This is a genomic window from Streptomyces mauvecolor (genome assembly GCF_039532965.1).
Taxonomy (GTDB): Bacteria; Actinomycetota; Actinomycetes; order Streptomycetales; family Streptomycetaceae; genus Streptomyces; species Streptomyces violascens.
In genome coordinates this window covers 129,713-150,993 of record NZ_BAAASQ010000034.1, presented here as the reverse complement: position 1 = coordinate 150,993, position 21,281 = coordinate 129,713, and the positions used below count along the sequence as shown (strand labels likewise).

At 72.1% G+C, this 21,281-nt stretch carries 19 protein-coding genes; 7 read left to right on the top strand and 12 right to left on the bottom strand.

Annotated features, from left to right (window positions below; translation table 11 throughout):
• Positions 1 to 279 precede the first annotated feature (279 nt).
• Positions 280 to 1,806, top strand: coding sequence for a helix-turn-helix domain-containing protein (locus ABD346_RS33680; protein ID WP_344380113.1), 1,527 nt, complete (start codon positions 280 to 282; stop codon positions 1,804 to 1,806).
• Between the two features lie 43 nt (positions 1,807 to 1,849).
• Here the strand turns inward: ABD346_RS33680 and ABD346_RS33675 are convergent, their stop codons facing one another.
• Genes ABD346_RS33675 through ABD346_RS33660 form a run of 4 tightly spaced genes read right to left on the bottom strand, consistent with a single transcriptional unit; the run spans position 1,850 to position 5,469 of the window.
• Entirely contained in the window at positions 1,850 to 2,521 is a 672-nt protein-coding gene (locus ABD346_RS33675) for a GntR family transcriptional regulator (protein WP_344380112.1), read from the bottom strand.
• Positions 2,522 to 2,561: 40 nt separating this feature from the next.
• Positions 2,562 to 3,542: an ornithine cyclodeaminase family protein gene (locus tag ABD346_RS33670; RefSeq protein WP_344380111.1), complete on the bottom strand. Its 981-nt coding sequence runs from the start codon at positions 3,540 to 3,542 to the stop codon at positions 2,562 to 2,564.
• Positions 3,539 to 4,540: a proline racemase family protein gene (locus tag ABD346_RS33665; protein WP_344380110.1), complete on the bottom strand. Its 1,002-nt coding sequence runs from the start codon at positions 4,538 to 4,540 to the stop codon at positions 3,539 to 3,541. Before ABD346_RS33665 ends, ABD346_RS33670 begins: the two co-directional genes overlap by 4 nt.
• Positions 4,541 to 4,560: 20 nt before the next feature.
• Positions 4,561 to 5,469 carry a dihydrodipicolinate synthase family protein gene (locus ABD346_RS33660; RefSeq protein ID WP_344380109.1) on the bottom strand — a complete coding sequence of 303 codons (909 nt, stop codon included), beginning with the start codon at positions 5,467 to 5,469 and terminating at the stop codon, positions 4,561 to 4,563.
• A 273-nt stretch (positions 5,470 to 5,742) separates the two neighbouring features.
• On the opposite strand from ABD346_RS33660, the gene ABD346_RS33655 reads away from it, so the two are divergent.
• On the top strand, positions 5,743 to 7,113 hold the full coding sequence (locus tag ABD346_RS33655; RefSeq protein WP_344380108.1) for an aminopeptidase P family protein: 1,371 nt from the start codon (positions 5,743 to 5,745) through the stop codon (positions 7,111 to 7,113).
• 17 nt (positions 7,114 to 7,130) lie between these two features.
• Here ABD346_RS33655 and ABD346_RS33650 read toward each other — a convergent pair whose 3' ends face one another.
• Entirely contained in the window at positions 7,131 to 7,529 is a 399-nt protein-coding gene (locus ABD346_RS33650) for a RidA family protein (RefSeq protein WP_344380107.1), read from the bottom strand.
• Positions 7,526 to 8,635 (bottom strand): acyl-CoA dehydrogenase family protein, encoded by a 1,110-nt coding sequence (locus tag ABD346_RS33645; protein ID WP_344380106.1) that lies wholly within the window; start codon positions 8,633 to 8,635, stop codon positions 7,526 to 7,528. The genes ABD346_RS33650 and ABD346_RS33645 overlap by 4 nt, the downstream gene beginning before the upstream one ends.
• Positions 8,636 to 8,767: 132 nt before the next feature.
• Between ABD346_RS33645 and ABD346_RS33640 the strand changes: the two genes are divergently transcribed.
• The 4 genes from ABD346_RS33640 to ABD346_RS33625 are packed head-to-tail and all read left to right on the top strand — an operon-like array spanning position 8,768 to position 12,602.
• A complete protein-coding gene (locus ABD346_RS33640) occupies positions 8,768 to 10,384 on the top strand; it encodes an AMP-binding protein (RefSeq protein ID WP_344380105.1) in 1,617 nt (538 codons plus the stop codon).
• Positions 10,385 to 10,388: 4 nt separating this feature from the next.
• Complete coding sequence (locus tag ABD346_RS33635) at positions 10,389 to 11,264, top strand: PaaX family transcriptional regulator (protein ID WP_344380104.1); 876 nt, start codon at positions 10,389 to 10,391, stop codon at positions 11,262 to 11,264.
• The gene (locus ABD346_RS33630) at positions 11,261 to 11,632 is read left to right on the top strand and encodes a BlaI/MecI/CopY family transcriptional regulator (RefSeq protein WP_344380103.1); all 372 of its coding nucleotides are present in this window, start codon (positions 11,261 to 11,263) and stop codon (positions 11,630 to 11,632) included. The genes ABD346_RS33635 and ABD346_RS33630 overlap by 4 nt, the downstream gene beginning before the upstream one ends.
• A 4-nt stretch (positions 11,633 to 11,636) precedes the next feature.
• The gene (locus tag ABD346_RS33625) at positions 11,637 to 12,602 is read left to right on the top strand and encodes a M56 family metallopeptidase (protein WP_344380102.1); all 966 of its coding nucleotides are present in this window, start codon (positions 11,637 to 11,639) and stop codon (positions 12,600 to 12,602) included.
• Positions 12,603 to 12,710: 108 nt separating this feature from the next.
• Here the strand turns inward: ABD346_RS33625 and ABD346_RS33620 are convergent, their stop codons facing one another.
• The 3 genes from ABD346_RS33620 to ABD346_RS33610 all read right to left on the bottom strand — a co-directional run bounded on the left by ABD346_RS33620 (position 12,711) and on the right by ABD346_RS33610 (position 16,452).
• Positions 12,711 to 13,166, bottom strand: a complete 456-nt coding sequence (locus ABD346_RS33620) for a tellurite resistance TerB family protein (protein ID WP_344380101.1) — start codon at positions 13,164 to 13,166, stop codon at positions 12,711 to 12,713.
• 158 nt (positions 13,167 to 13,324) lie between these two features.
• Positions 13,325 to 15,622 (bottom strand): bifunctional salicylyl-CoA 5-hydroxylase/oxidoreductase, encoded by a 2,298-nt coding sequence (locus ABD346_RS33615; RefSeq protein WP_344380100.1) that lies wholly within the window; start codon positions 15,620 to 15,622, stop codon positions 13,325 to 13,327.
• Between the two features lie 2 nt (positions 15,623 to 15,624).
• The gene (locus tag ABD346_RS33610; RefSeq protein WP_344380099.1) at positions 15,625 to 16,452 is read right to left on the bottom strand and encodes an enoyl-CoA hydratase family protein; all 828 of its coding nucleotides are present in this window, start codon (positions 16,450 to 16,452) and stop codon (positions 15,625 to 15,627) included.
• 305 nt (positions 16,453 to 16,757) lie between these two features.
• Between ABD346_RS33610 and ABD346_RS33605 the strand changes: the two genes are divergently transcribed.
• The gene (locus ABD346_RS33605; RefSeq protein ID WP_344380098.1) at positions 16,758 to 17,198 is read left to right on the top strand and encodes an ATP-binding protein; all 441 of its coding nucleotides are present in this window, start codon (positions 16,758 to 16,760) and stop codon (positions 17,196 to 17,198) included.
• Here ABD346_RS33605 and ABD346_RS33600 read toward each other — a convergent pair.
• The 3 genes from ABD346_RS33600 to ABD346_RS33590 form a co-directional block, all read right to left on the bottom strand.
• On the bottom strand, positions 17,173 to 18,615 hold the full coding sequence (locus tag ABD346_RS33600; RefSeq protein WP_344380097.1) for an amino acid permease: 1,443 nt from the start codon (positions 18,613 to 18,615) through the stop codon (positions 17,173 to 17,175). The two genes, ABD346_RS33605 and ABD346_RS33600, sit on opposite strands and share 26 nt — an antisense overlap.
• A gap of 144 nt (positions 18,616 to 18,759) precedes the next feature.
• Positions 18,760 to 19,785, bottom strand: coding sequence for an ornithine carbamoyltransferase (argF, locus tag ABD346_RS33595; RefSeq protein ID WP_344380096.1), 1,026 nt, complete (start codon positions 19,783 to 19,785; stop codon positions 18,760 to 18,762).
• A gap of 84 nt (positions 19,786 to 19,869) precedes the next feature.
• Entirely contained in the window at positions 19,870 to 21,102 is a 1,233-nt protein-coding gene (locus tag ABD346_RS33590) for an arginine deiminase (protein WP_344380154.1), read from the bottom strand.
• Between the last annotated feature and the right edge of the window lie 179 nt (positions 21,103 to 21,281).

The following is a 21,281-nucleotide window of genomic DNA, read 5'->3' as shown; positions in this document are numbered from 1 at the left end:
GCCGCCGGTAGGTCATGCGCGGGCGAGGCCATTCAGGCGCCGAGGTGTCGGCGCCCGGCCCCGCCACACCCTCGACCTCGGGTTACACGGTCACACGACTTCGGGTTCCACACGCATGGCGTACGACACGACCGACATACACACACATGCCCCACCCCGGACGGATCCCTTCCACTTGCCGCCCCCGCGCGAGGACCGCAGTATCGGAATTGACGGTTCCTCACCCCGTTGGCTCACCCCAGCGCGAGCAGCATCTCATATCTGAGATAACCTGCCCCCATGGCAGACGACTACCTCGTACGCATCGGCAAGCTCATCCGTGACGCCCGGCAGCACCGGGGCTGGACGCAGACGCAGTTGGCCGAGGCTCTGGGCACCAGCCAGAGCGCCGTGAACCGCATTGAGCGCGGGAACCAGAACATCAGCCTTGAGATGATCGCGCGCATTGGTGAAGCGCTCGACAGTGAAATCGTCTCGCTCGGGTACTCGGGCCCCATGCACCTCCGCGTCGTCGGCGGCCGCCGCCTCTCCGGCTCGATCGACGTCAAGACGAGCAAGAACGCCTGTGTCGCGCTGCTCTGCGGCTCGCTGCTCAACAAGGGCCGCACCGTGCTGCGCCGCGTGGCCCGCATCGAAGAGGTCTACCGGCTCCTCGAAGTCCTCAACTCCATTGGTGTGCGCACCCGTTGGATCAACGACGGGACCGACCTGGAGATCGTGCCGCCGGCCTCGCTCGACCTCGACGCGATGGACGCGGACGCCGCCCGCCGGACCCGCTCCATCATCATGTTCCTCGGCCCGCTGCTTCACCGCATGGACCACTTCCGCCTCCCGTACGCCGGCGGCTGCGACCTCGGCACCCGCACCATCGAGCCGCACATGATCGCGCTGCGCCGGTTCGGCCTGGACATCACGGCCACCGAGGGCATCTACCACGCCGTGGTGGAACGCACCGCGCCCGACCGCCCGATCGTGCTGACCGAACGCGGCGACACCGTCACCGAGAACGCGCTGCTCGCTGCCGCCCGCAACGACGGCGTCACCGTCATCCGCAACGCCTCCTCCAACTACATGGTCCAGGACCTGTGCTTCTTCCTGGAGGCGCTCGGCGTCCGGGTCGACGGCATCGGTACGACCACGCTGACCGTGCACGGCATGGCCGACATCGACGTCGACGTCGACTACTCGCCCTCCGAGGACCCGGTCGAGGCGATGAGCCTGTTGGCCGCGGCCGTCGTCACCGAGTCCGAGCTGACGATCCGTCGGGTCCCGGTGGAGTTCCTGGAGATCGAGCTCGCCGTCCTCGAAGAGATGGGCCTCGACCACGACCGCACCGCCGAGTACGCCGCCGACAACGGGCGCACCCGGCTGATCGACCTCACCGTGCGCCCCTCCAAGCTGGAGGCGCCGATCGACAAGATCCACCCGATGCCGTTCCCCGGCCTGAACATCGACAACGTGCCGTTCTTCGCGGCGATCGCGGCGGTGGCCCAGGGCCAGACGCTCATCCACGACTGGGTCTACGACAACCGCGCGATCTACCTCACCGACCTCAACCGCCTCGGCGGCCGCCTCCAGCTCCTCGACCCGCACCGGGTCCTGGTGGAGGGCCCCACCCGCTGGCGCGCCGCAGAAATGATGTGCCCCCCGGCCCTGCGCCCGGCCGTGGTCGTGCTGCTCGCCATGATGGCGGCGGAAGGCACGTCCGTACTGCGCAACGTGTACGTCATCAACCGCGGCTACGAGGACCTGGCCGAGCGGCTCAACTCGGTGGGGGCGCAGATCGAGATCTTCCGCGACATCTAGGGGGACGGGGACCGGGGCGGGCTTCCTTCACGGGCCCGCCCCCCTACTCGTTCCCGCCCCGGGCCCACAACGACCGTACGTGGCCCAGGTGGCGGGCCATGCAGGCCTCGGCGGCCGGGCGGTCGCCGGACAGCATGAGGTCCAGGAGCTCGACGTGTTCCTGGGCGGAGGAGATGAGTTCGCCGCGCTCGTCGAGCCGGGTGAGCCCGTACAGGCGGGAGCGTTTGCGCAGGTCGCCGACCGTTTCGACGAGGCGTTCATTGCCCGCGAGACCGAGCAGCCGGAGATGGAAGCGCCGGTCGGCGTCGAGGTAGCCGATCAGGTCGTGGGCGCGGGCCCGGTCCACTATCTCCTCGGCCACCGGTCGCAGCGCCTCCAGCTGTTCCGCGCTCGCGGTGTCGGTGACGCGGCCGACGGTCGGCACCTCGATGAGCGCGCGCAGTTCCTTGTACTGGTCCAGGTCGCGCTCGCTGACCTCGGTGATCCGGAAGCCCTTGTTGCGTACCGGCTCGACCAGGCCTTCGCGGGCCAGGTCGAGCATGGCCTCGCGCACCGGCGTCGCGGAGATGCCGAAGTCGGCGGCGAGGCCGGGGGCGGAGTAGATGGTGCCGGGACGCAGCTCGCCCGCGACCAGGGCCGCGCGCAGTGCGTGGGCGACCTGGTCGCGCAGCCGTTCCTGGGCGACGATGAGATGGCGCTGTTTCAGGTCGCCCATGGCGCCTCCTCCGTGATCCGCGGAGGCTCAGCGTACAATCTCACCTTCCGTCGTCGGGCGGTTCCGGGCCGCGCACTTCCGCCTCAACCGGCACTGCCCGCACGGGACTTGACGCGCGGTGCGCGGCGGCCGCCACCGCGAGGTCCTCCCAGGCCATGCCCACACTCTTGAAGAACCGCGGCCGGTCCCCGGGCGCCTCGGCCCCGCCCCGCACCAGATCGGCCAGGGTCCCCGCGATGTGGTCCTCGCCGATCACGCCCTCGGCCAGCGGGACCAGCAGATCGCCCGCCTCGCGCAGAGCGGCCGTCCGCGCCTCCACCCACACCGAGGACCGCCGCACCAGCTCCGAGTCGGTCTCGCGCACGGCCGGCTGGTGCGAGCCGACCGCGACGACGGTGGCGTGCCCGGGAATCCGCCGCCCGTCGAAGAGCGGCTCGTGGGCGGTGGTGCAGCAGATGACGAGGTCGGCGCGGGACACATCCGACGGCTTCCCGTCGCGCGCCTCCAAGCCGAGTTCGCGGGCGTACGCCACCAGCCGTTCGGCCGCCCCGCCCGTCCGCGACAGGACCGTCACGCGGGTCAACTCCCTGGTGTTCAGGGCCGATTCGAGATGGGCGTACGCCTGCGGGCCCGCGCCGAACAGGACCAGGTGGGCCGCGTCCGGTCCGGCGAGGGCATCGATGGCGAGGGCCGAGACGGCGGCGGTGCGCAGGGTGGTCAGGGCCGCCGCGTCGAACAGCGCGAGCGGGAGGAGGGTCGGGCCGTCCAGGAGGAGGAAGCTGCCGGTGATGCGGGGCAGGCCGCGGCCCGGGTTGGCGGGCGCGACCCCCGCGATCTTCACACCGGCGTGCGCGGCGGAAGCGGCCGGCATGATGAGCAACTCCCCCGCCGGAACAGGGAGGTTGGACCTGGCCGGGCACCGCTCCGGGTCGAGGCCCTCGCGCAGGGCCGCGGCCAGGGCCTCGGCCGCCGCCGCAGGAGTGAGCAGCGCCGCGAGGTCGTCCGCGCCGAGGTGGATCACAGCAGGAAGCCTTCCGGGAACGGGTCGGACGGGTCCAGGAAGTACTGGGCGGTGCCGGTGATCCAGGCCCGGCCGGTGACCGTCGGCACGACCGCGGGGATCCCGCCCACGCTGGTCTCCCCGACCAGGCGGCCGGTGAACTCCGTACCGATGAACGACTCGTTGGTGAAGTCCCGGTCGAGCGGGAGTTCGCCGCGGGCGTGCAGCTGGGCCATGCGCGCGGAGGTGCCCGTGCCGCACGGCGAGCGGTCGAACCAGCCCGGGTGGATCGCCATGGCGTGCCGCGAGCGCGTCGCGTCCGAGCCGGGTGCGGCCAGGTAGACGTGCTTCACCCCGGCGATTTCCGGGTTCTCCGGGTGCACCGGCCGGTCCGAGGCGTTGATGGCGGCCATGATGTCGAGCCCGGCGGCGAGCAGCGCGTCCTTGTGGTCCCGCGCGAAGGGCAGGCCCAGCTCTTCGAGTTCGACGAAGGCGTAGAAGTTGCCCCCGTACGCCAGGTCGTAGGTGACCGTGCCGAGGCCCGGGACCTGCACCTTGTGGTCGAGCGCGAGGCAGAACGCGGGGACGTTGGTGAGGGTGACCGAGCGGGCCTCGCCGTCCTCGACCCGCACGTCCACGCTCACCAGGCCCGCCGGGGTGTCGAGCCGTACGGTGGTGACCGGCTCGGTGACCGCCACCATGCCGGTCTCCACCAGGACGGTGGCCACCCCGATCGTGCCGTGGCCGCACATCGGCAGCAGGCCGGAGACTTCGATGTAGAGGACGCCGTAGTCCGCGTCGGGCCGGGTCGGCGGCTGGAGGATCGCTCCGCTCATCGACGCGTGGCCGCGCGGCTCGTACATCAGGAGCGTACGGATGTGATCGAGGTGCTCCATGAAGTACAGGCGCCGCTCGGCCATGGTGGCGCCGGGGATGACGCCGAGCCCGCCGGTGACGACGCGGGTCGGCATGCCTTCGGTGTGCGAGTCGACGGCGTGGTAGACGTGTCGGGTCCGCATGGATTCGCCTCCCTTCAGGGCTACTTGTGGCCTTCGGCGAGCGCCTTCTCGGTGGCGGCGCGCACCATGGCGTCCTGTTCGGCGGCGAGCGGCTGGCGGGGCGGGCGGACGGGTCCGCCGGGGCGGCCGGCCAGGTCCATGGAGAGCTTGATGGCCTGGATGAACTCGGTCTTGGAGTCCCAGCGCAGCAGCGGGTGCAGCGCCCGGTAGAGGGGACGGGCGGTGGCGAGGTCGCCGGCGACGGCCGCGTGGTAGAGCTCGGCGCAGGCGGCGGGCAGCGCGTTGGGGTAGCCGGCGATCCAGCCGACCGCTCCGGCCAGGGCGAGTTCGAGCAGGACGTCGTCGGCTCCCGCCAACAGGTCCAGTTCCGGGGCGAGTTCGGCGATCTCGTAGGCCCTGCGCACATCGCCGCTGAACTCCTTGACGGCGACGATGCTGCCGTCGGCGTACAGCTGGGCGAGCAGCGCGGGCGTCAGGTCGACCTTGGTGTCGTACGGGTTGTTGTAGGCGACGACGGGCAGGCCCGCCTTGGCGACCTCGGCGTAGTGGGCGCGCACCGAGCGCTCGTCGGCGCGGTAGGCGTTCGGCGGGAGCAGCAGTACGGAGCCCGCGCCGGCCTCGGCGGCCTGCTCCGCCCAGCGGCGGGATTCGGTGCTGCCGTACGCGGCGACGCCCACCATGACGCGGTCGCCGTCGCCCGCCGCCTCGACGGCGGTGTGCACGACGCGGGCCCGCTCCTCGTCGGAGAGGGTCTGGTATTCGCCGAGCGAGCCGTTCGGCACGACGCCGTCGCTGCCGCTGTCGATGAGCCAGCGCACGTGCTGGGCATAGGAGGTGAAGTCGACGGAAAGGTCGGAGCGCAGGGGAAGCGCGGTCGCGACGAGGATTCCGTGCCAGGGCCGGATGCGCTGGGGTGCTGCAGACGTCATGGTCGAACTCCCTAGTGTGGTGTGTGACATTTTACTGAGGGATGGCGGGCGCCCACAAGGGTCCGGACCAAGTCCGGGCGCGGCCCCTCATCCGGCGCGCGGATGCGGCCCGGACCTCGATCGACGTGCCCGGGCACGCACTGGGCGGGCTCAGGGGGTGGCCTGTGAGCTGTGACATAGTAATGTGAAATTGCACTCTCCGCCCAGTGTGCCCGTTCGTCCGCACACTCCGGCGTACCCACACCTGCCCGTCCCCTCACCCCGGGAGACCCGATGGCCGAGCGCCCCGCACGCCTCAACACCGGCAGCCACGACCTTCCCATCGGCCCTGAACTCGCCGCGTTCATGAGCGGCGGCTGGGCCCCGACTCCGCTGCCCCGGGACGCCCGGGTGCCCGGATTCGACGTCATGCCGGGCCGCCGGGCACGGCTGTCGGCCCGTTTCCCGGGCGAGCGGCTGATCGTGCCCGCCGGGGAGCTGAAGGTCCGCACCAACGACTGCGACCACCGCTTCCGTCCGCACAGCGCGTACGCCTGGCTGACCGGCCTCACCGGCGAGGACCAGCCCGGGCACGTCCTGGTCCTGGAGCCGTCCGGGTCACGGCACGAGGCCGTGCTGTATCTGCGGCCCCGCTCGCCGCGCGGCGAGGGCGACGACGAGTTCTTCCGCGACCGCAGGTACGGCGAGTTCTGGGTGGGCCGCCGCCCCGACCTCGCCGAGACCGAGCGCCTGACGGGCATCCGCTGCGCCCACGTGGACGGTCTTGACGCCAGGGCCCCCGGCCGCAATGCCGCCACGGACCCGGAACTGGCCACCGCGCTCTCCGAGTTGAGGCTGGTCAAGGATGCCTGGGAGGTGGCCCAGCTCCAGCTCGCCGTCGACCACACCACCGCCGGATTCGAGGACGTCGTACGCTCCCTGCCGCGCGCGCTGGCCCACCCGCGCGGCGAGCGGCTGCTCGAAGGCGTCTTCGGGACACGGGCCCGCGCCGAGGGCAACGGCACGGGGTACGAGACGATCGCCGCGTCCGGGGCGCACGCCTGCGTCCTGCACTGGATCCGCAACGACGGACGCCTCGACGCCCAGGACCTGCTGCTGCTCGACGCGGGCGTGGAGACCGACACCCTGTACACCGCCGACATCACCCGCACCCTGCCGCTGTCGGGCCGCTTCTCCCCCGTCCAGCGCCAGGTGTACGAGCTCGTCCTGGCCGCGCAGGACGCGGGCATCGCCGCGCTGCGGCCGGGCGCCGCCTTCCGCGACTTCCACCGGGCCGCGATGGCCGTGATCGCGGAGGGCCTCGCGGAGTGGGGCGTCCTGAAGAGCGCCTCGGGCGAGCTGCACCGCCGCTACACGCTGTGCGGCAGCGGGCACATGCTCGGCCTGGACGTCCACGACTGCGCGAAGGCCCGCGCCGAGACCTACCTGGACGGCGTCCTGGAGGCGGGCCAGGTCCTCACCGTGGAGCCCGGCCTCTACCTCCAGCCGGACGACGAAACCCTGCCGCCCGAACTGCGCGGCATAGGCGTCCGCATCGAGGACGACCTGGTCATCACCGAGCACGGCGCCCAGCTGATGTCGAACGGCCTGCCGAGGTCGGTGGCAGGGGTGGAGGAGTGGATGGGGGCGTTGTTGGAGGGGTGAGCAGCCGCCAACCCCGCTCAGTCCAGGACGGCGAAGCCATCCAGCTCGACCAGCGCCTCGCTGTCCCACAGCCGGACCACCCCGATCACCGCCATCGCCGGATAGTCCCGCCCCGCCAACTCCCGCCAGATGGAACCCAGTTCACGCGCCTGCTCACGGTAGGCCGCGACATCCGTCGCGTACACGGTGACCCGCGCGAGGTCCGCCGGCGAACCTCCCGCCGCAGCCAGCGCCGCGAGGAGGTTGGTCAGCGCGGTGCGGAACTGGTCGGGCAGGGTGGCTCCCACCACCTTGCCGCCGGCGTCGAGCGCGGTCTGCCCGGCGAGGAAGACAACGCGCGACCCCGCCGCGACGACGGCGTGACTGAACCCCGTCGCCGGGGACAGCGCGCCGGGGTTCACTCGATCGAGGCTCACCGGTACAGCTCCTTCGCGATGATCGTGCGCTGCACTTCGCTCGCCCCCTCGTAGATGCGGGGCGCGCGGACCTCGCGGTAGAGGTGTTCGAGCAGGTGCCCGCGTTGCAGCGCGCGGGCGCCGTGGAGCTGGACCGCCGCGTCGACGACGTACTGCGCGGTCTCGGTGGCGAACAGCTTCGCCATGGCGGAGCCGCGTGCGATGCCCGCGTCGCCCCGGTCGTACGCGGCGGCCGCCGCGTACACCAGGAGCCGGGCCGCCTCGGTCCGCGTCGCCATGTCGGCGACCCGGTGGGCGACGGCCTGGAGGTCCTTGAGCGGGCCGCCGAACGCGGTGCGCCGGGCGGTGTGCGCGAGCGTCGCGTCAAGGGCCGCCTGCGCCATGCCGACGGCGAACGCCCCCACGCTCGGCCGGAACAGGTTGAGCGTGTTCATCGCGACCCGGAAGCCCTGGTCCGGCTCGCCCAGGATGTCGTCGGTGCTCACGGGTACGCCGTCGAAGTCGAGGCTGCCGATGGCGTGCGGGGAGAGCATGTCGAGCGCGGCGCCGGTCAAGCCGGGCCGGTCGGCGGGCACCAGGAAGGCCGTCACTCCGCGCGCACCCGCGCCCGGTGTCGTCCGGGCGAAGACGGTGTAGAAGTCGGCCTCGGGGGCGTTGGAGATCCAGCACTTCTCACCGGTGAGGCGCCAGCCCCCGCTGTTCTCGACGGCGTTGAGGCTGAGCGCGGCCGCGTCCGAGCCCGCGTCCGGCTCGCTCAGCGCGAAGGCCGCGACCGCGCGGCCCGCCGTCACCTCGGGCAGCCAGCGCCCGCGCTGCGCGTCCGTCCCGTACGCGGCGACCGGGTGCGCGCCGAGGCCCTGGAGGGCGAGCGCGGTCTCCGCCTCGGTGCACGCGTACGCCAGCGATTCGCGCATCAGGCACAGATCGAGCGCGCCGGATTCGAAGAGCCGGGCGAGCAGCCCGTGCTCGCCGAGTGCCTCGACGAGTGGCCGGTTGACCCGGCCTGGCTCACCCTTGTCCGCAAGGGGGCGCAGCCGCGCCCCGGCGAGCACCCGCAGTTCCCCGCACCATTCCAGCTGGTCCGGCTCCAGCGCGAATCCGGGCATGGCCACCCCTTTCCCACTCGGGTTCCGACTGTCCCACTCGGCTCCGACAACGACAGGGAACGCCCTATCGCGAACTGTTGACTGTCGTCATCCAAACGATACGCTCCAGAGGCGACAAGGGGGCGATCCCGTATGGAGCTGAAGAACTCAGCGCACGCCGACACCTTTCCCCGCGACCATCTGCCGCCCACCGACCAGTGGCCGGACCTGGTCCTCGGCCCGCCGGGGCCGTACTACCCCGAGCGGCTCAACTGTGGCGCCGAACTCCTCGACGCCACCATCGAGCGCTTCGGCCCGGACCGCCCCGTCTTCCGCACCGGCCAGGGCGAGGTCTGGACGTACCGGGAACTGCGCGACCGCGTCGACCGGATCGCCCACGTCCTGACCGGTGAGCTCGGCGTGGTGCCCGGGAACCGGGTGCTGCTTCGCGGGCCGACCACCCCGTGGCTGGCCGCGTGCTGGCTCGCGGTGATGAAGGCGGGCGCGGTCGCCGTCACCGTACTGGCCCAGCAGCGCGCCCACGAGCTGGGTGTGATGTGCTCCATCGCGCGGATCGGCCACGCGCTGTGCGACGCCCGCGTTCTCGCCGATCTGGAGCAGGCCGAGGCTCCCGGCCTGCGCATCACGGCGTACGGGGGTGACGGGCCCGGCGATCTCCTGAACCTGGCCAAGCGGGCGCCGACCGGGCGGTTCGCCGCCGTGGACACCTCGGCGGACGATGTCGCCCTGATCGCCTTCACCTCGGGCACGACCGGACGCCCCAAGGGCTGTATGCACTTCCACCGCGATGTGCTCGCCATAGCCGACACGTTCGCCCGGCACATCCTGAAGCCGACTCCCGACGACGTGTTCGCGGGCAGCCCGCCGCTCGGCTTCACCTTCGGGCTCGGCGGCCTGGTGATCTTCCCGCTGCGGGCCGGCGCCTCGGCCCTGCTGCTCGAACAGGCAGGCCCCCGCCAGCTGTTGCCCGCCCTCGCCGAGCACCGCGTATCGGTCCTGTTCACCGCGCCGACCGCGTACCGGACGATGCTGGAGGAACTCGACGCGCACGATCTCGGCGCGCTGCGGCGCTGCGTCTCGGCCGGCGAGAACCTTCCGGCGGCGACCTGGCGCGCCTGGGAGCAGCGCACCGGGCTGCGCATCATCAACGGCATCGGCGCCACCGAACTCCTGCACATCTTCATCTCCGCGGCGGACGAGGACATCCGGCCCGGCACCACCGGCCGGCCCGTCCCCGGCTGGCAGGCCCGCATCGTCGACGGGCAGGGGCAGCCCGTCCCCGACGGCGAGCCCGGGCTGCTCGCCGTGCGCGGCCCGGTCGGCTGCCGCTACCTCGCGGACGAGAGGCAGCGCGCGTACGTACGGGACGGCTGGAACGTCACCGGCGACACCTACGTGCGCGAGAGCGACGGCTGGTTCCGGTATGTGGCCCGCGCCGACGACATGATCATCTCGGCCGGGTTCAACATCGCGGGCCCCGAGGTCGAGGACGCGCTCCTGCGCCACCCCGACGTCACGGAGGCCGCGGTGGTGGGACGCCCCGACGAACGGCGCGGCCATGTCGTCGTCGCGTACTGCGTGCTGCGGCCGGGGGTGGCCCGCGACGAGGACACGGTGGCGCTGCTGCGCGACTTCGTGAAGGCCGAACTCGTCCCGTACAAGTGCCCGCGCGAGATCGTCTTCCTGGACGCGCTCCCGCGCACGCCCACCGGCAAGCTCCAGCGCTTCCGGCTGCGGGAACTAGAGTGATCACGTGGCCGAGCTGCACACTCCCCGATCTCTGATCGTGACTCTGTACGGCGCCTACGGGCGCGAGACCTCCGGCTCCCTCGCGGTCGCCGAACTGATCCGGCTGCTCGCGGCGGTCGGTGTCGACGCGCCCTCCGTGCGCTCGTCGGTCTCCCGGCTCAAACGGCGCGGGCTGCTCGTGGCGCAGCCCACCGCCGCGGGCACGGCGGGGTACGCCCTGTCGGCCGACGCACGCCAGCTCCTGGACGACGGCGACCGGCGCATCTACGCCCACCCCTCGCCGCAGGCCTCGGACGGCTGGGTGCTCGCGGTGTTCTCCGTCCCCGAGTCGGAGCGCAGCAAGCGGCACGTGCTGCGCTCGCGCCTGGCCGGGCTCGGCTTCGGCACGGCCGCGCCCGGCGTGTGGCTCGCTCCGGCCCGGCTGTACGACGAGACCCGGCACACCCTGGAACGCCTCCAACTCGCCCCGTACGTCGACCTGTTCAGGGGCGAGCACCTCGGCTTCGCGCCCACCGCGGAGGCCGTCGCCCGCTGGTGGGACCTGCCGGCCATCGCCAAGCAGCACGAGGACTTCCTCGACCGGCACGAACCGGTCCTGCGCACCTGGGAGTCGCGGGCCCGCACCGGGCCCGGCACGCTCACCGAGACGGACGCCGAGGCCGCCTACCGCGACTACCTGCTCGCTCTCGACTCCTGGCGCCGGCTGCCGTACGCCGACCCGGGGCTGCCCGCCGAACTCCTGCCCGGCGGCTGGCCGGGCGGGCGCTCCGCCGAGGTGTTCGGCCGGCTTCACGAGCTGCTCCGGGAGCCGGGCGCCGCGTTCGTACGGGGTGCGCTGCCGGGCCCAGGGCCGCGGCCGCCTCGTACGATGACGACGTGACGGACCAGATGAGGCGCCCCCGACGGGGGCAGGGGGAGCTGGAGGCGCGGGTGCTCGCGGCGCTGCGTCAGGCGCCGGGGCCGGTGACCGCGGGCTGGGTGCAGGAGTGGCTCGGCGAGCCGCTCGCCTATACGACCGTCGTGACGATCCTGACCCGGCTGCACACCAAGCAGGCGGTGGCCCGCGAGCGCGCGGGCCGCTCCTTCGTGTGGATTCCGGCCGACGAGGCGGGGCTCGCGGCCCGCCGGATGCGCAAGGTGCTCGACGCCGAGCGGGACCGGGGCGCGGTGCTCGCCAGCTTCGTCACCGACCTCTCGCCGGACGACGAACAGCTGCTGCGCGAACTGCTCGGCGGGGCCGGGGACTGATCCGGTGGGTGTGTTCGTCGTCCTGCCGCTCGTGCTGCCGCTGACCGCCTGGCCGATCGCCCGGCTCGCCGGTCCACGGCTGCATCCGCGCACGGCGACGCGAGTCCTGTCCCTGGTGGGCGGGGTGCTCGCGGTGTGCAGCACGCTGTGCCTCCTCCTTCTCATGGTGGCGGGAACCGCGCAGTTGCCCGGCAATCCGCTGCCGGACGCCTGGGCCGATCCCGAAGTGCGGGCGGTGGTTCCGTACGACGAGGCGGTCGGGCAGGCCGCGCTCCTGGTCCTGGCCGCCGTCGCGGTGGCCTGCGGTCACCTCCTGTGGCGCCATGGGCGGGTGCGGGCCGGGGCCGCCCGGGCGCTGACCGGACTGCCTCCGTCCCGGCGGGCGGTGCTGCCGGACGAGCGGCCCTATGCGTACGCGCTGCCCGGCGGGCGTCGCACGCATGGGCGCGTCGTGGTGTCCAGCGGGATGCTGGACCTTCTCGACGCCCGCGAGCGCGACGCCCTGATCGCGCACGAGGAAGCTCATCTGACGGGCCGTCATCATCGGTTCCTCCTGGTGGCCGGTCTTGCCGCGCGCGCCAATCCGTTCCTGCACCCGCTGCGTTCCGCCGTGGCCTTCACGGCGGAGCGCTGGGCGGACGAGGACGCGGCCCGCGCGGTGGGCGACCGCAGGGTGGTGGCGCGCGCCATCGGCAAGGCGGCCCTGGCCTCGGGCCCGGGCCGCGACCTGCGCGGGGTGCCGCCGCTGCCCGCCTTCGCGGCGGCCGGGCCGGCGCCGGGGCCCGTGCCGCGCAGGGTGGCGGCGCTGCTGCGGCCGGTGCCGCCGGGCCGCGCCTGGCCGCCCGCCGGCACGGCGGCGGGGCTCGCCCTGTGGATGGCCACGTCGGGCGCAGCGGCCTCGGCCCTGTCCTCGGCGAACGCGACGCTGGTCCTGGTCACGGTTCTGCGGGACGCGACTTCCGCGTTGTAGCCGGGCCGCCCGGAGACGGCGCGGGCACGGCACGGCCGACGGGCCATCCCGAGGGCGCGACCACGACCCCGCGCCCCGGCCCGCGACCGGCTCCCCTCCTGCAGGCGCCTACAGGTCGAACTCCACCGGCGACAGGCCGAGCGCATAGCAGGCCTCGCGGACGACAGCCTGCTCGGTCTTGTCGAAGTCGCCGTCCGCACCGCCGATGACGATGCCTATCTGGATGACGGCGCGCGCCTCGGCGGGCTTCTTCTTCGCCTTGGCGACCTCCTGCAACAGGCCCACCTTGCCGAAGTCGAAGTCGGCGGCCAGCTTGTCGAGCCCCTCGTCGAAGCGGCGCTGCAGATCGGCGGCCGGGAAGTTCTGCAACACCTCGTTGGACGCGATGAGTTGGGCCACCCGGCGCCGCTCGGACGCGTCGATCGAGCCGTCGGCCGCGGCGACCAGGGCACACATCGCCATGCTCGCGTCGCGGAAGGCGCCGCTCTTCAGGTCGTTCTTCTTGGCCACGAGCTGCGTCTGCATCGTCGTGGCGGATTCCTTGAGGCGGTCCCACAGGGCCATGGTGCTTCTCCATGCGTCGTCAAACTTCTACAGCAATGTAGAAACTGACGAGCCTCGTGAATGGTTCCTGGGGGTCCTGAGTGTTTTCGGCGCGGGCGTGCGGCGGCCGGGCCGGGCGTTTCCGCAGAGGCCCCGCCCGGCCCGTACGTGCGGGTGCGTCAGTTCAGGCTGAGCCGTGGCCGCGGGGCGTCCGTACGGCCGGTCGGCGGCTTGCGGCTGCCCGCGCGGTAGGGCGGCGGCCAGCTCGCGCCGGGGCCCGCATAGCCCTGCTCGGCCGCGGCGTGCAGCGTCCAGTGGGGGGCGTACAGGTGCGGCCGGGCCAGTGCGCACAGGTCGGCGCGGCCCGCCAGGAGCAGGGAGTTGACGTCGTCCCAGGACGAGATGGCCCCGACCGCGACGACCGGGACGCCGAGCGCGTTGCGGATCCGGTCGGCGTACGGGGTCTGGTAGGAGCGCCCGTATTCGGGGCGTTCGTCGGGGACGACCTGGCCGGTGGAGACGTCGATGGCGTCGGCGCCGTGCGCGGCGAAGGCCCGCGCGATCTCGACGGCGTCATCGGCGGAAGTGCCGCCCTCGGCCCAGTCGGTGGCGGAGATACGGACCGTCATGGGCCTGTCGGTGGGCCAGACGGCGCGCACCGCGTCGAAGACTTCGAGGGGGAAGCGGAGCCGGGCCGCGAGGGAACCGCCGTAGCCGTCGGTCCGTTGGTTGGTGAGAGGGGAGAGGAATCCGGAGAGCAGGTAGCCGTGGGCGCAGTGCAGTTCGAGGAGGTCGAACCCGCAGGAGGCGGCCCGCCGGGCGGCGGCCGAGAACTGTTCGCGGATCTCCGTGAGCCCCGCGCGGTCCAGCGCGTGCGGGACCTGATTGACGCCCGGCCGGTACGGGAGCGGGGAGGCGGCCGCGACGGGCCAGTTGCCGGTGTCGAGCGGCTCGTCCATGCCGTCCCACATCAGCTTGGTCGAGCCCTTGCGCCCGGAATGGCCCAGCTGGATGCCGAAGGCCGTGCCGGGCGCCTGCTGGTGGACGAAGTCGGCGATCCGCCGCCAGGCCGCCGCCTGTTCGGGGGTGTAGAGGCCGGCGCAGCCGGGGGTGATGCGGCCTTCGGGGCTGACGCACACCATCTCGGTCATGACCAGGCCCGCGCCGCCCAGGGCGCGGGCACCGAGGTGGACGAGGTGGAAGTCGCCGGGGACGCCGTCCACGGCGGAGTACATGTCCATGGGCGAGACGACCACGCGGTTCTTCAGTTCCAGGCCGCGCAGCCGGAAGGGGGTGAACATGGGCGGGGTGCCCGGGGGGCAGCCGAATTCCCGCTCGACGGTGTCGGTGAAGCCGGGGTCGCGCAGCCGCAGGTTGTCGTGGGTGACGCGGCGGCTGCGGGTGAGCAGGTTGAAGGCGAACTGCCGGGCGGGCTGGTCGAGACAGCGCTCAAGATCCTCGAACCAGCGCAGGCTGGCGGCGGCCGCACGCTGCGTCGACTCCACGACGGGCCGGCGCTCACTCTCATAAGCGCCCAGGGCCGCGGGCAGATCGGGCTGCTCCTCGATGCATGCGGCAAGCGCCAGGGCGTCCTCGACGGCGAGCTTGGTGCCGGAGCCGATGGAGAAGTGAGCGGTGTGCGCGGCGTCGCCGAGCAGCACCGTGTTGCCGTGCGACCAGCGCTTGTTGACGACGGTCCGGAAGGCGGTCCATGAGGAGTTGTTGCCGCGCAAAGGCCGTCCGCCGAGGGCGTCGGTGAAGATCTTGGCGCAGTACTCGGCGGAGGCGCCTTCGTCGAGCGCGTCGAATCCGGCGGCCGCCCACACCTCTTCGCGCATTTCGACGATGACAGTGGAGGAGCCGGCCGAGTAGGGGTAGCCGTGCAGCTGCATCACGCCGTGTCCGGTCTCGGCGATCTCGAAGCGGAAGGCGTCGAAGGCAAAGTCGGCGGCCAGCCAGATGTAGCGGCAGCGGTGTGTGGTGATGCGCGGCGCGAAGTGGCCGGCGTGCGCCTCGCGGGTGAGGCTGTGCACGCCGTCCGCGGCGACCACCAGGTCGTAGGCGGTGGCGAGTTCGGCGGCGGGCGGCGCCTCGGCGCGGAAGCGCAGCTCGACGCCGAGGGCTTTGCAGCGCTCGTGCAGGATCTCCAGGAGCCTGCGCCGTCCGAGGGCCGCGAAGCCGTGCCCGCCGGAGGTGAGCGTGCGCCCCCGGTGCACGATGTCGATGTCGTCCCACCGGACGAACTCGGCGCGCAGCGCACGGTAGACGGCCGGGTCGGCGTGCTCGATCCCGCCGAGGGTCTCGTCCGAGAGCACGACGCCGAAGCCGAAGGTGTCGTCGGGCGCGTTGCGCTCCCACAGGGTGATCTCGCGGTCGGGGCCGAGGCGCTTGAGCAGGGCCGCGGCGTAGAGCCCGCCGGGGCCGCCGCCGATGACGGCGATCCGCAGAGGGGCGCCCACGGTGTGCGGGGCCGGCATCGCTAGCGTCCCTGCCACTTCGGGGGCCGCTTCTCGCTGAAGGCCGCGTGGAATTCGGCGTAGTCCTCGCCGTTCATCAGCAGGGCCTGGGTCGCCGCGTCCATTTCCACGGCGGCCGCGAGGGGCATGTCGAGCTCCGCGGTGAGCAGCGCCTTGGTCTGGGCGTAGGCGAGGGCGGGTCCGTCGGCGAGGCGGCGGGCGAGCTCGGCGGCGCGCTCGTCCGCGCGGCCCTCGTCGGTCAACTCGCTGAGCAGGCCGATCCGTTCAGCCTCCTGGGCGCGTACGGGATCGCCCAGCATGAGCAGCCTGGTGGCATGGCCGAGGCCGACGACGCGGGGCAGCAGATAGGCCGCACCCATGTCGCCGCCCGACAGGCCCACCTTGGTGAAGAGGAAGGCGAACCGCGCCGAGGAATCGGCGATGCGGAAGTCGGCGGCGAGCGCGAGCACCGCGCCCGCGCCGGCCGCGACGCCGTGCAGCGCGGCGATCACCGGGAAGGGGCATTCGCGGATCGCCCGGACGACCTGGCCGGTCATGCGGTTGAAGTCGAGGAGCTCGGCGGTGTTCATCGACAGGGTGGCGCCGATGATGTCGTCGACGTCGCCGCCCGAGCAGAAGCCGCGCCCTTCGCCGGACAGGACCAGGGCGCGCACGGAGCGCTCCCTGGACAGTTCGGCGAGCAGGTCGCGCAGGTCCGCGTAGGCACCGAAGGTCAGCGCGTTGAGTTTCTCCGGCCGGGCCAGGGTGACGGTCGCGACCCCGTCGGCCACCGTGAGCCGCAGATGGCGCCAGTGCTCGGTGGGCGATGCGGAGCTGGGAAAGGGGCTCATCCGGGCGGCCTCCTTCGGCGGGACGGCAGGTGCCGCCACCTCTTCTGCTGCCTGCCCGACGAAGGTATCACCCATGCGTGACTGTCGTCACGAGTACGCGATACGCCTGCGAGGGGGACCAGAGGCCAAGGTCCTTCGCGCCGATGCCCCACGGCCCCGGCCGCCCCGGCCGGGGTCCTCTACTGGGCCGCACCTCGGCTTCGTAAGGTTGAAAGCAGGACGACCCCCGCACCCGGCGCCGCCAGGCGGCACACCGCCTCCCGCAGACCCGGCAACACCCCGCACCCCGAACGGAACATTCCGCCTTGCCCGAGCCCTCCGGCCCCGACCACGACGCCACGCCGTCCGCCTGGCGCATAGCGCTCCCCCACACCACGGCAGCCGTGCCGATCGCCCGCGCCCTGGTGCGTACCGCGCTCGCGGACATCGACGCGCCCGCCGACAGCGACACCGCCGAGCTGCTCACCGCGGAGCTCGTCGCCAACGCCGTCGAGCACACCGTGGGCGAGGCGCCGATCGAGCTGGTGGTGGAGCTGCTCTCATCCGGCTGCCAGGTCGAGGTGCACGACGGCTCGCCGCTGCCGCCGGGCGATCTCTCCGCGCCGGGGGCGGACGACCACCCGGACCCGTGGCAGGAGCACGGCCGAGGCCTGCTGCTCATCCGCACGCTGAGTTCGGCCTGCGGGCACCGCCCCACCGCGCACGGCAAGGCGGTCTGGTTCACGCTGCCGGGTCGCCGGCGCTGACCAGGCGCGAGCGGCTGCGCCCGTAGAAGGCGTACACCAGCGCGCCGGCCAGCAGGAACACGGCGAACTGCACCCAGGTCGCCCAGCCGGTCCCGTACATCAGATAGAGGCAGAAGCCGACGCCCAGGATCGGGCTGACCGGGTACAGCGGCACCCGGAACGAGCGCTTCAGGTCCGGTTCGCTGCGGCGCAGCGCGATGACGGCGATGTTCACGACGGCCATGACGGCGAGGGTGCCGATCGTGGTCAGGTTGACCACCGCGTCCAGGGAGGCGAACGCGGCCGGGACCGCGAAGACCAGCGCGACGATCCACGTGTTGGCCACCGGCGTCGCGGTCTTCGCCGAGACCCGCTCGAAGACTCGCGGGACGAGGCCGTCGCGGGACATCGACATCAGGATGCGGGTCTGCCCGTACATCACGGCGAGCACGACGGACGCGATGGCGACGACCGCGCCGAACGCGATGACGCCGCCGCCGAACGTCGAGTCGGTGACATGGTTGACGATCAGCGAGAGCGCGGCGGGCTTGTCGCCGACCGCGTCCGCGCCGAGCCCGCCGATCGCGGCCACGGCGACCGCACAGTAGAGCAGCGTGACCAGGCCGATGCAGATCATGATCGCTATCGGCACGTTCTTGCGCGGATTCTTCACTTCCTCACCGGCCGTGGTGATCGCGTCGAAGCCGATGTACGAGAAGAAGGCCAGCGAGGCGCCCGCCGTGACCCCGCCGGCGCCGTGCGTCGCGAACGGCGAGAGGTTGCCCGCCTTGAACGCGGTGAACGCGATCGCCAGGAACAGCAGCAGGATCCCGATCTTGAGCACGGCCATCGCGGCGGTGGCCCGCGCACTCTCCCTGACGCCGCGCACCAGGAGCGTCGCGGCGAGCACGATGACCACGACGGCCGGAAGGTTGATCACCCCGCCGTCGCCCGGCCCCGCGGAGAGCGCGGCCGGCAGCTGCCACCCGACGAGGCTGTTCAGGAGCTCGTTCAGATACTGGCTCCAGCCGACGGCGACCGCCGACACCGAGACGCCGTACTCAAGCAGCAGACACCAGCCGACCAGGAACGCGGTGCGCTCGCCGAGCGTCGCGTACGCGAAGGAGTACGAGGAGCCGGAAACCGGGATCGCGCCGCCGAGCTCGGCGAAGGAGAACGCGGTGAAGACGCAGGTCACCGCCGCGAGCGCGAAGGAGAGGACCACGGCGGGACCCGCCTTGGCGACGCTGTCGGAGAGCCCGACGAAGATGCCGGTGCCGACGATCGCGCCGACGCCGAAGCACACGAGCTGGAAGAGCCCCATGGTGCGGCGCAGGCCGTGTCCTTCGAGGTCGGCGCCGGATTCGGCGATCAGCCGGCGCGGCGATTTGATGCGCAGTGCGGGGGAAGGGCGGGGGGCGAGGTGGGGGCGCCGCATGGGGTGGTTCTCATTCCTGGTCTACACAACGGCCTGGCAGGGGCCGCACACAAAGAAAGCGGGGCCCGAGCGTGCGAGCTCGGACCCCACCAAGAAGCGACATAGTAGCCACCCCTGCGCATGTTCACCCAATCGCGCGCATTCCTATTCGGCGCCCTCGGTCCCCTGCCGGTCCCCCAGCGTGGCGACCATGACCGCCTTGATCGTGTGCATCCGGTTCTCGGCCTCGTCGAAGACGACCGAGTGGGGCGACTCGAAGACCTCGTCGGTGACTTCGAGTTCGGTCAGCCCGTACTGCTCGTGGATGTCACGGCCGACCTGGGTGCCGAGGTCGTGGAAGGCGGGCAGGCAGTGCAGGAACTTGACGCGCGGATTGCCGGTGGCGCGCAGCACGTCCATGGTCACGGCGTACGGCGCGAGAGCCTTGATGCGCTCGGCCCAGATCTCCTGGGGCTCACCCATCGACACCCACACGTCGGTGGCCACGAAGTCCGCACCGTCGACGCCCTCCTCGACGGACTCGGTGAGGGTGATCCGGGCGCCGCTCACCCCGGCCGCCTCGCGGGCCTGCGCGACGATCTCCTCGGCCGGCCAGTACGCCCTGGGCGCCACGATGCGGATGTCCATGCCGAGCAGCGCGCCCGTGACCAGGTAGGAATTACCCATGTTGAAGCGGGCGTCACCCAGATAGGCGAAGGCGACCTCGCCCAGCGGCTTGTCGGTGTGCTCGGTGACGGTGAGGACATCGGCGAGCATCTGGGTCGGGTGCCAGTCGTCGGTCAGACCGTTGTAGACGGGCACGCCGGCGTTCGCGGCGAGGGTCTCGACGGTCTCCTGCGCATCGCCCCGGAACTCGATCGCGTCGAACATCCGGCCAAGGACGCGGGCGGTGTCGCGCGCGGACTCCTTCTTGCCGATGTGCGAACCGGCCGGGTCGATGTACGTCGTCGACGCACCCTGGTCGGCGGCGGCCACCTCGAAGGCGCAGCGGGTGCGGGTCGAGGACTTCTCGAAGATCAGCGCGACATTGCGGCCGCGCAGCCGCTGGACCTCCGTGCCCGCCTTCTTGGCGGCCTTGAGTTCGGCGGCGAGCGCGACGAGCCCGAGGAACTCCTCGGCCGTGAAGTCCAGCTCCTTGAGGAAGTGGCGGCCTGCGAGATCTGTCGCCATGGTGGCTGCTCCTGGGGCGGGTAGGGGGACGGCTGGGCCATGAACGGGATGCAACGCTGGAAGTATATACGTAAGAGCGCATCACTATACGGCATCGCGTTCGACGGGACAGCTCATGCAGCGCGGACCTCCCCTCCCCCGCCCCAGCTCACTGCCGCGGATCTCGATCACCTCGATGCCCTCCTTGCGCAGATGCGTGTTGGTGGTGACATTGCGCTCGTACGCGACGACCACGCCCGGCTCGACCGCGAGCACATTGCAGCCGTCGTCCCACTGCTCGCGCTCTGCGGAGTGCACGTCCTGGGTGGCGGTGAGCACCCGGATCCGGTCGAGGCCGAGCGCCGCCGCGATCGCGCGGTGCATGTGCTCCGGCGGATGGTCGGTGACCTTGAGCTCCTGCTCGCCCGCGCCCGGCTCGATCGTGTACGAGCGGAGCATGCCCAGGCCCGCGTACTGGGTGAAGGTTTCTCCGTCGACCATCGTCATCACCGTGTCGAGGTGCATGAACGCCCGTCGCTTCGGCATGTCGAGCGCCACGATGGTCCGCGCCGAGCCCGCCGCGAACAGGCCGCGGGCCAGCATCTCCACGGCCTGCGGGGTGGTCCGCTCGCTCATCCCGATCAGCACGGCGCCGTTCCCGATCACCAGGACGTCACCGCCCTCGATGGTGGACGGGTAGTCGCTCTGGCCCCGCGACCAGATGTTGAACGGCCCCGCCTCGAGCCCCTTGAACAGCGGGTGGTGGCGGTAGATCGCCTCGAAGTGGACGGTCTCGCGCTGCCGGGCCGGCCAGCGCATCGCGTTGATCGATACACCGTCGTAGATCCAGGCCGAGGTGTCGCGCGTGAAGAGGTGGTTCGGCAGCGGGCCGAGCAGGAAGTCGTCCAGATCCATCGCGTGGAAACGCACCGACGTCGGCTCCGGATGCCCCTCCAGGAACTCCCGCTTCGTCATCCCGCCGACCAGCGCCTCCGCGAGATCGGCGGCGGGCAGTTCGTCGAAGGCGGCCCGCAGATGCCCGGTGGCGAGCGGCCCGTACTCCTTCTCGTCGAAGACCCGGTCCAGGACGAGCGCGCGGGCCGCCGGGATCTCCAGCGATTCCCGCAGCAGATCTCCGAAGAGATGCACCTGGACGCCCCGGTCGCGGAGCACGTCCGCGAAACCGTCGTGCTCCTGTCTGGCCCGGCGCACCCACAGCACGTCGTCGAAGAGCAACGCGTCCTTGTTGCTGGGCGTGAGCCGCTTCAGCTCGAGGTCTGGCCGGTGGAGTATGACGCGGCGCAGCCGCCCGGTCTCGGAATCGACATGAAATCCCATGCCCCCATCCTGTCCCGCGGCGGCGCCACTCACCCGGCGAAGCGCCAGGCGCCCGGCCGGGGCGGGGCGGGGCGGCACGGTCCGCTCGGTCGGCTCGGTCGGCTCGGTCGGCTCGGTCGGCTCGGTCGGCTCGGTCGGCTCGGTCGGCTCGCGGAAGGGTTGATGACGACGCTTGCTCG

Excerpts from the sequence above, each read along its gene's own strand:
- ABD346_RS33610 (WP_344380099.1), bottom strand. The coding sequence starts at position 16,452 with ATGAGCCCCTTTCCCAGCTCCGCATCGCCCACCGAGCACTGGCGCCAT.
- ABD346_RS33655 (WP_344380108.1), top strand. The coding sequence starts at position 5,743 with ATGGCCGAGCGCCCCGCACGCCTCAACACCGGCAGCCACGACCTTCCC.
- argF (WP_344380096.1), bottom strand. The coding sequence starts at position 19,785 with ATGGCGACAGATCTCGCAGGCCGCCACTTCCTCAAGGAGCTGGACTTC.
- ABD346_RS33675 (WP_344380112.1), bottom strand. The coding sequence starts at position 2,521 with ATGGGCGACCTGAAACAGCGCCATCTCATCGTCGCCCAGGAACGGCTG.
- ABD346_RS33640 (WP_344380105.1), top strand. The coding sequence starts at position 8,768 with ATGGAGCTGAAGAACTCAGCGCACGCCGACACCTTTCCCCGCGACCAT.
- ABD346_RS33665 (WP_344380110.1), bottom strand. The coding sequence starts at position 4,540 with ATGCGGACCCGACACGTCTACCACGCCGTCGACTCGCACACCGAAGGC.
- ABD346_RS33600 (WP_344380097.1), bottom strand. The coding sequence starts at position 18,615 with ATGCGGCGCCCCCACCTCGCCCCCCGCCCTTCCCCCGCACTGCGCATC.
- ABD346_RS33590 (WP_344380154.1), bottom strand. The coding sequence starts at position 21,102 with ATGGGATTTCATGTCGATTCCGAGACCGGGCGGCTGCGCCGCGTCATA.
- ABD346_RS33680 (WP_344380113.1), top strand. The coding sequence starts at position 280 with ATGGCAGACGACTACCTCGTACGCATCGGCAAGCTCATCCGTGACGCC.
- ABD346_RS33645 (WP_344380106.1), bottom strand. The coding sequence starts at position 8,635 with ATGCCCGGATTCGCGCTGGAGCCGGACCAGCTGGAATGGTGCGGGGAA.
- ABD346_RS33620 (WP_344380101.1), bottom strand. The coding sequence starts at position 13,166 with ATGGCCCTGTGGGACCGCCTCAAGGAATCCGCCACGACGATGCAGACG.
- ABD346_RS33660 (WP_344380109.1), bottom strand. The coding sequence starts at position 5,469 with ATGACGTCTGCAGCACCCCAGCGCATCCGGCCCTGGCACGGAATCCTC.
- ABD346_RS33615 (WP_344380100.1), bottom strand. The coding sequence starts at position 15,622 with ATGCCGGCCCCGCACACCGTGGGCGCCCCTCTGCGGATCGCCGTCATC.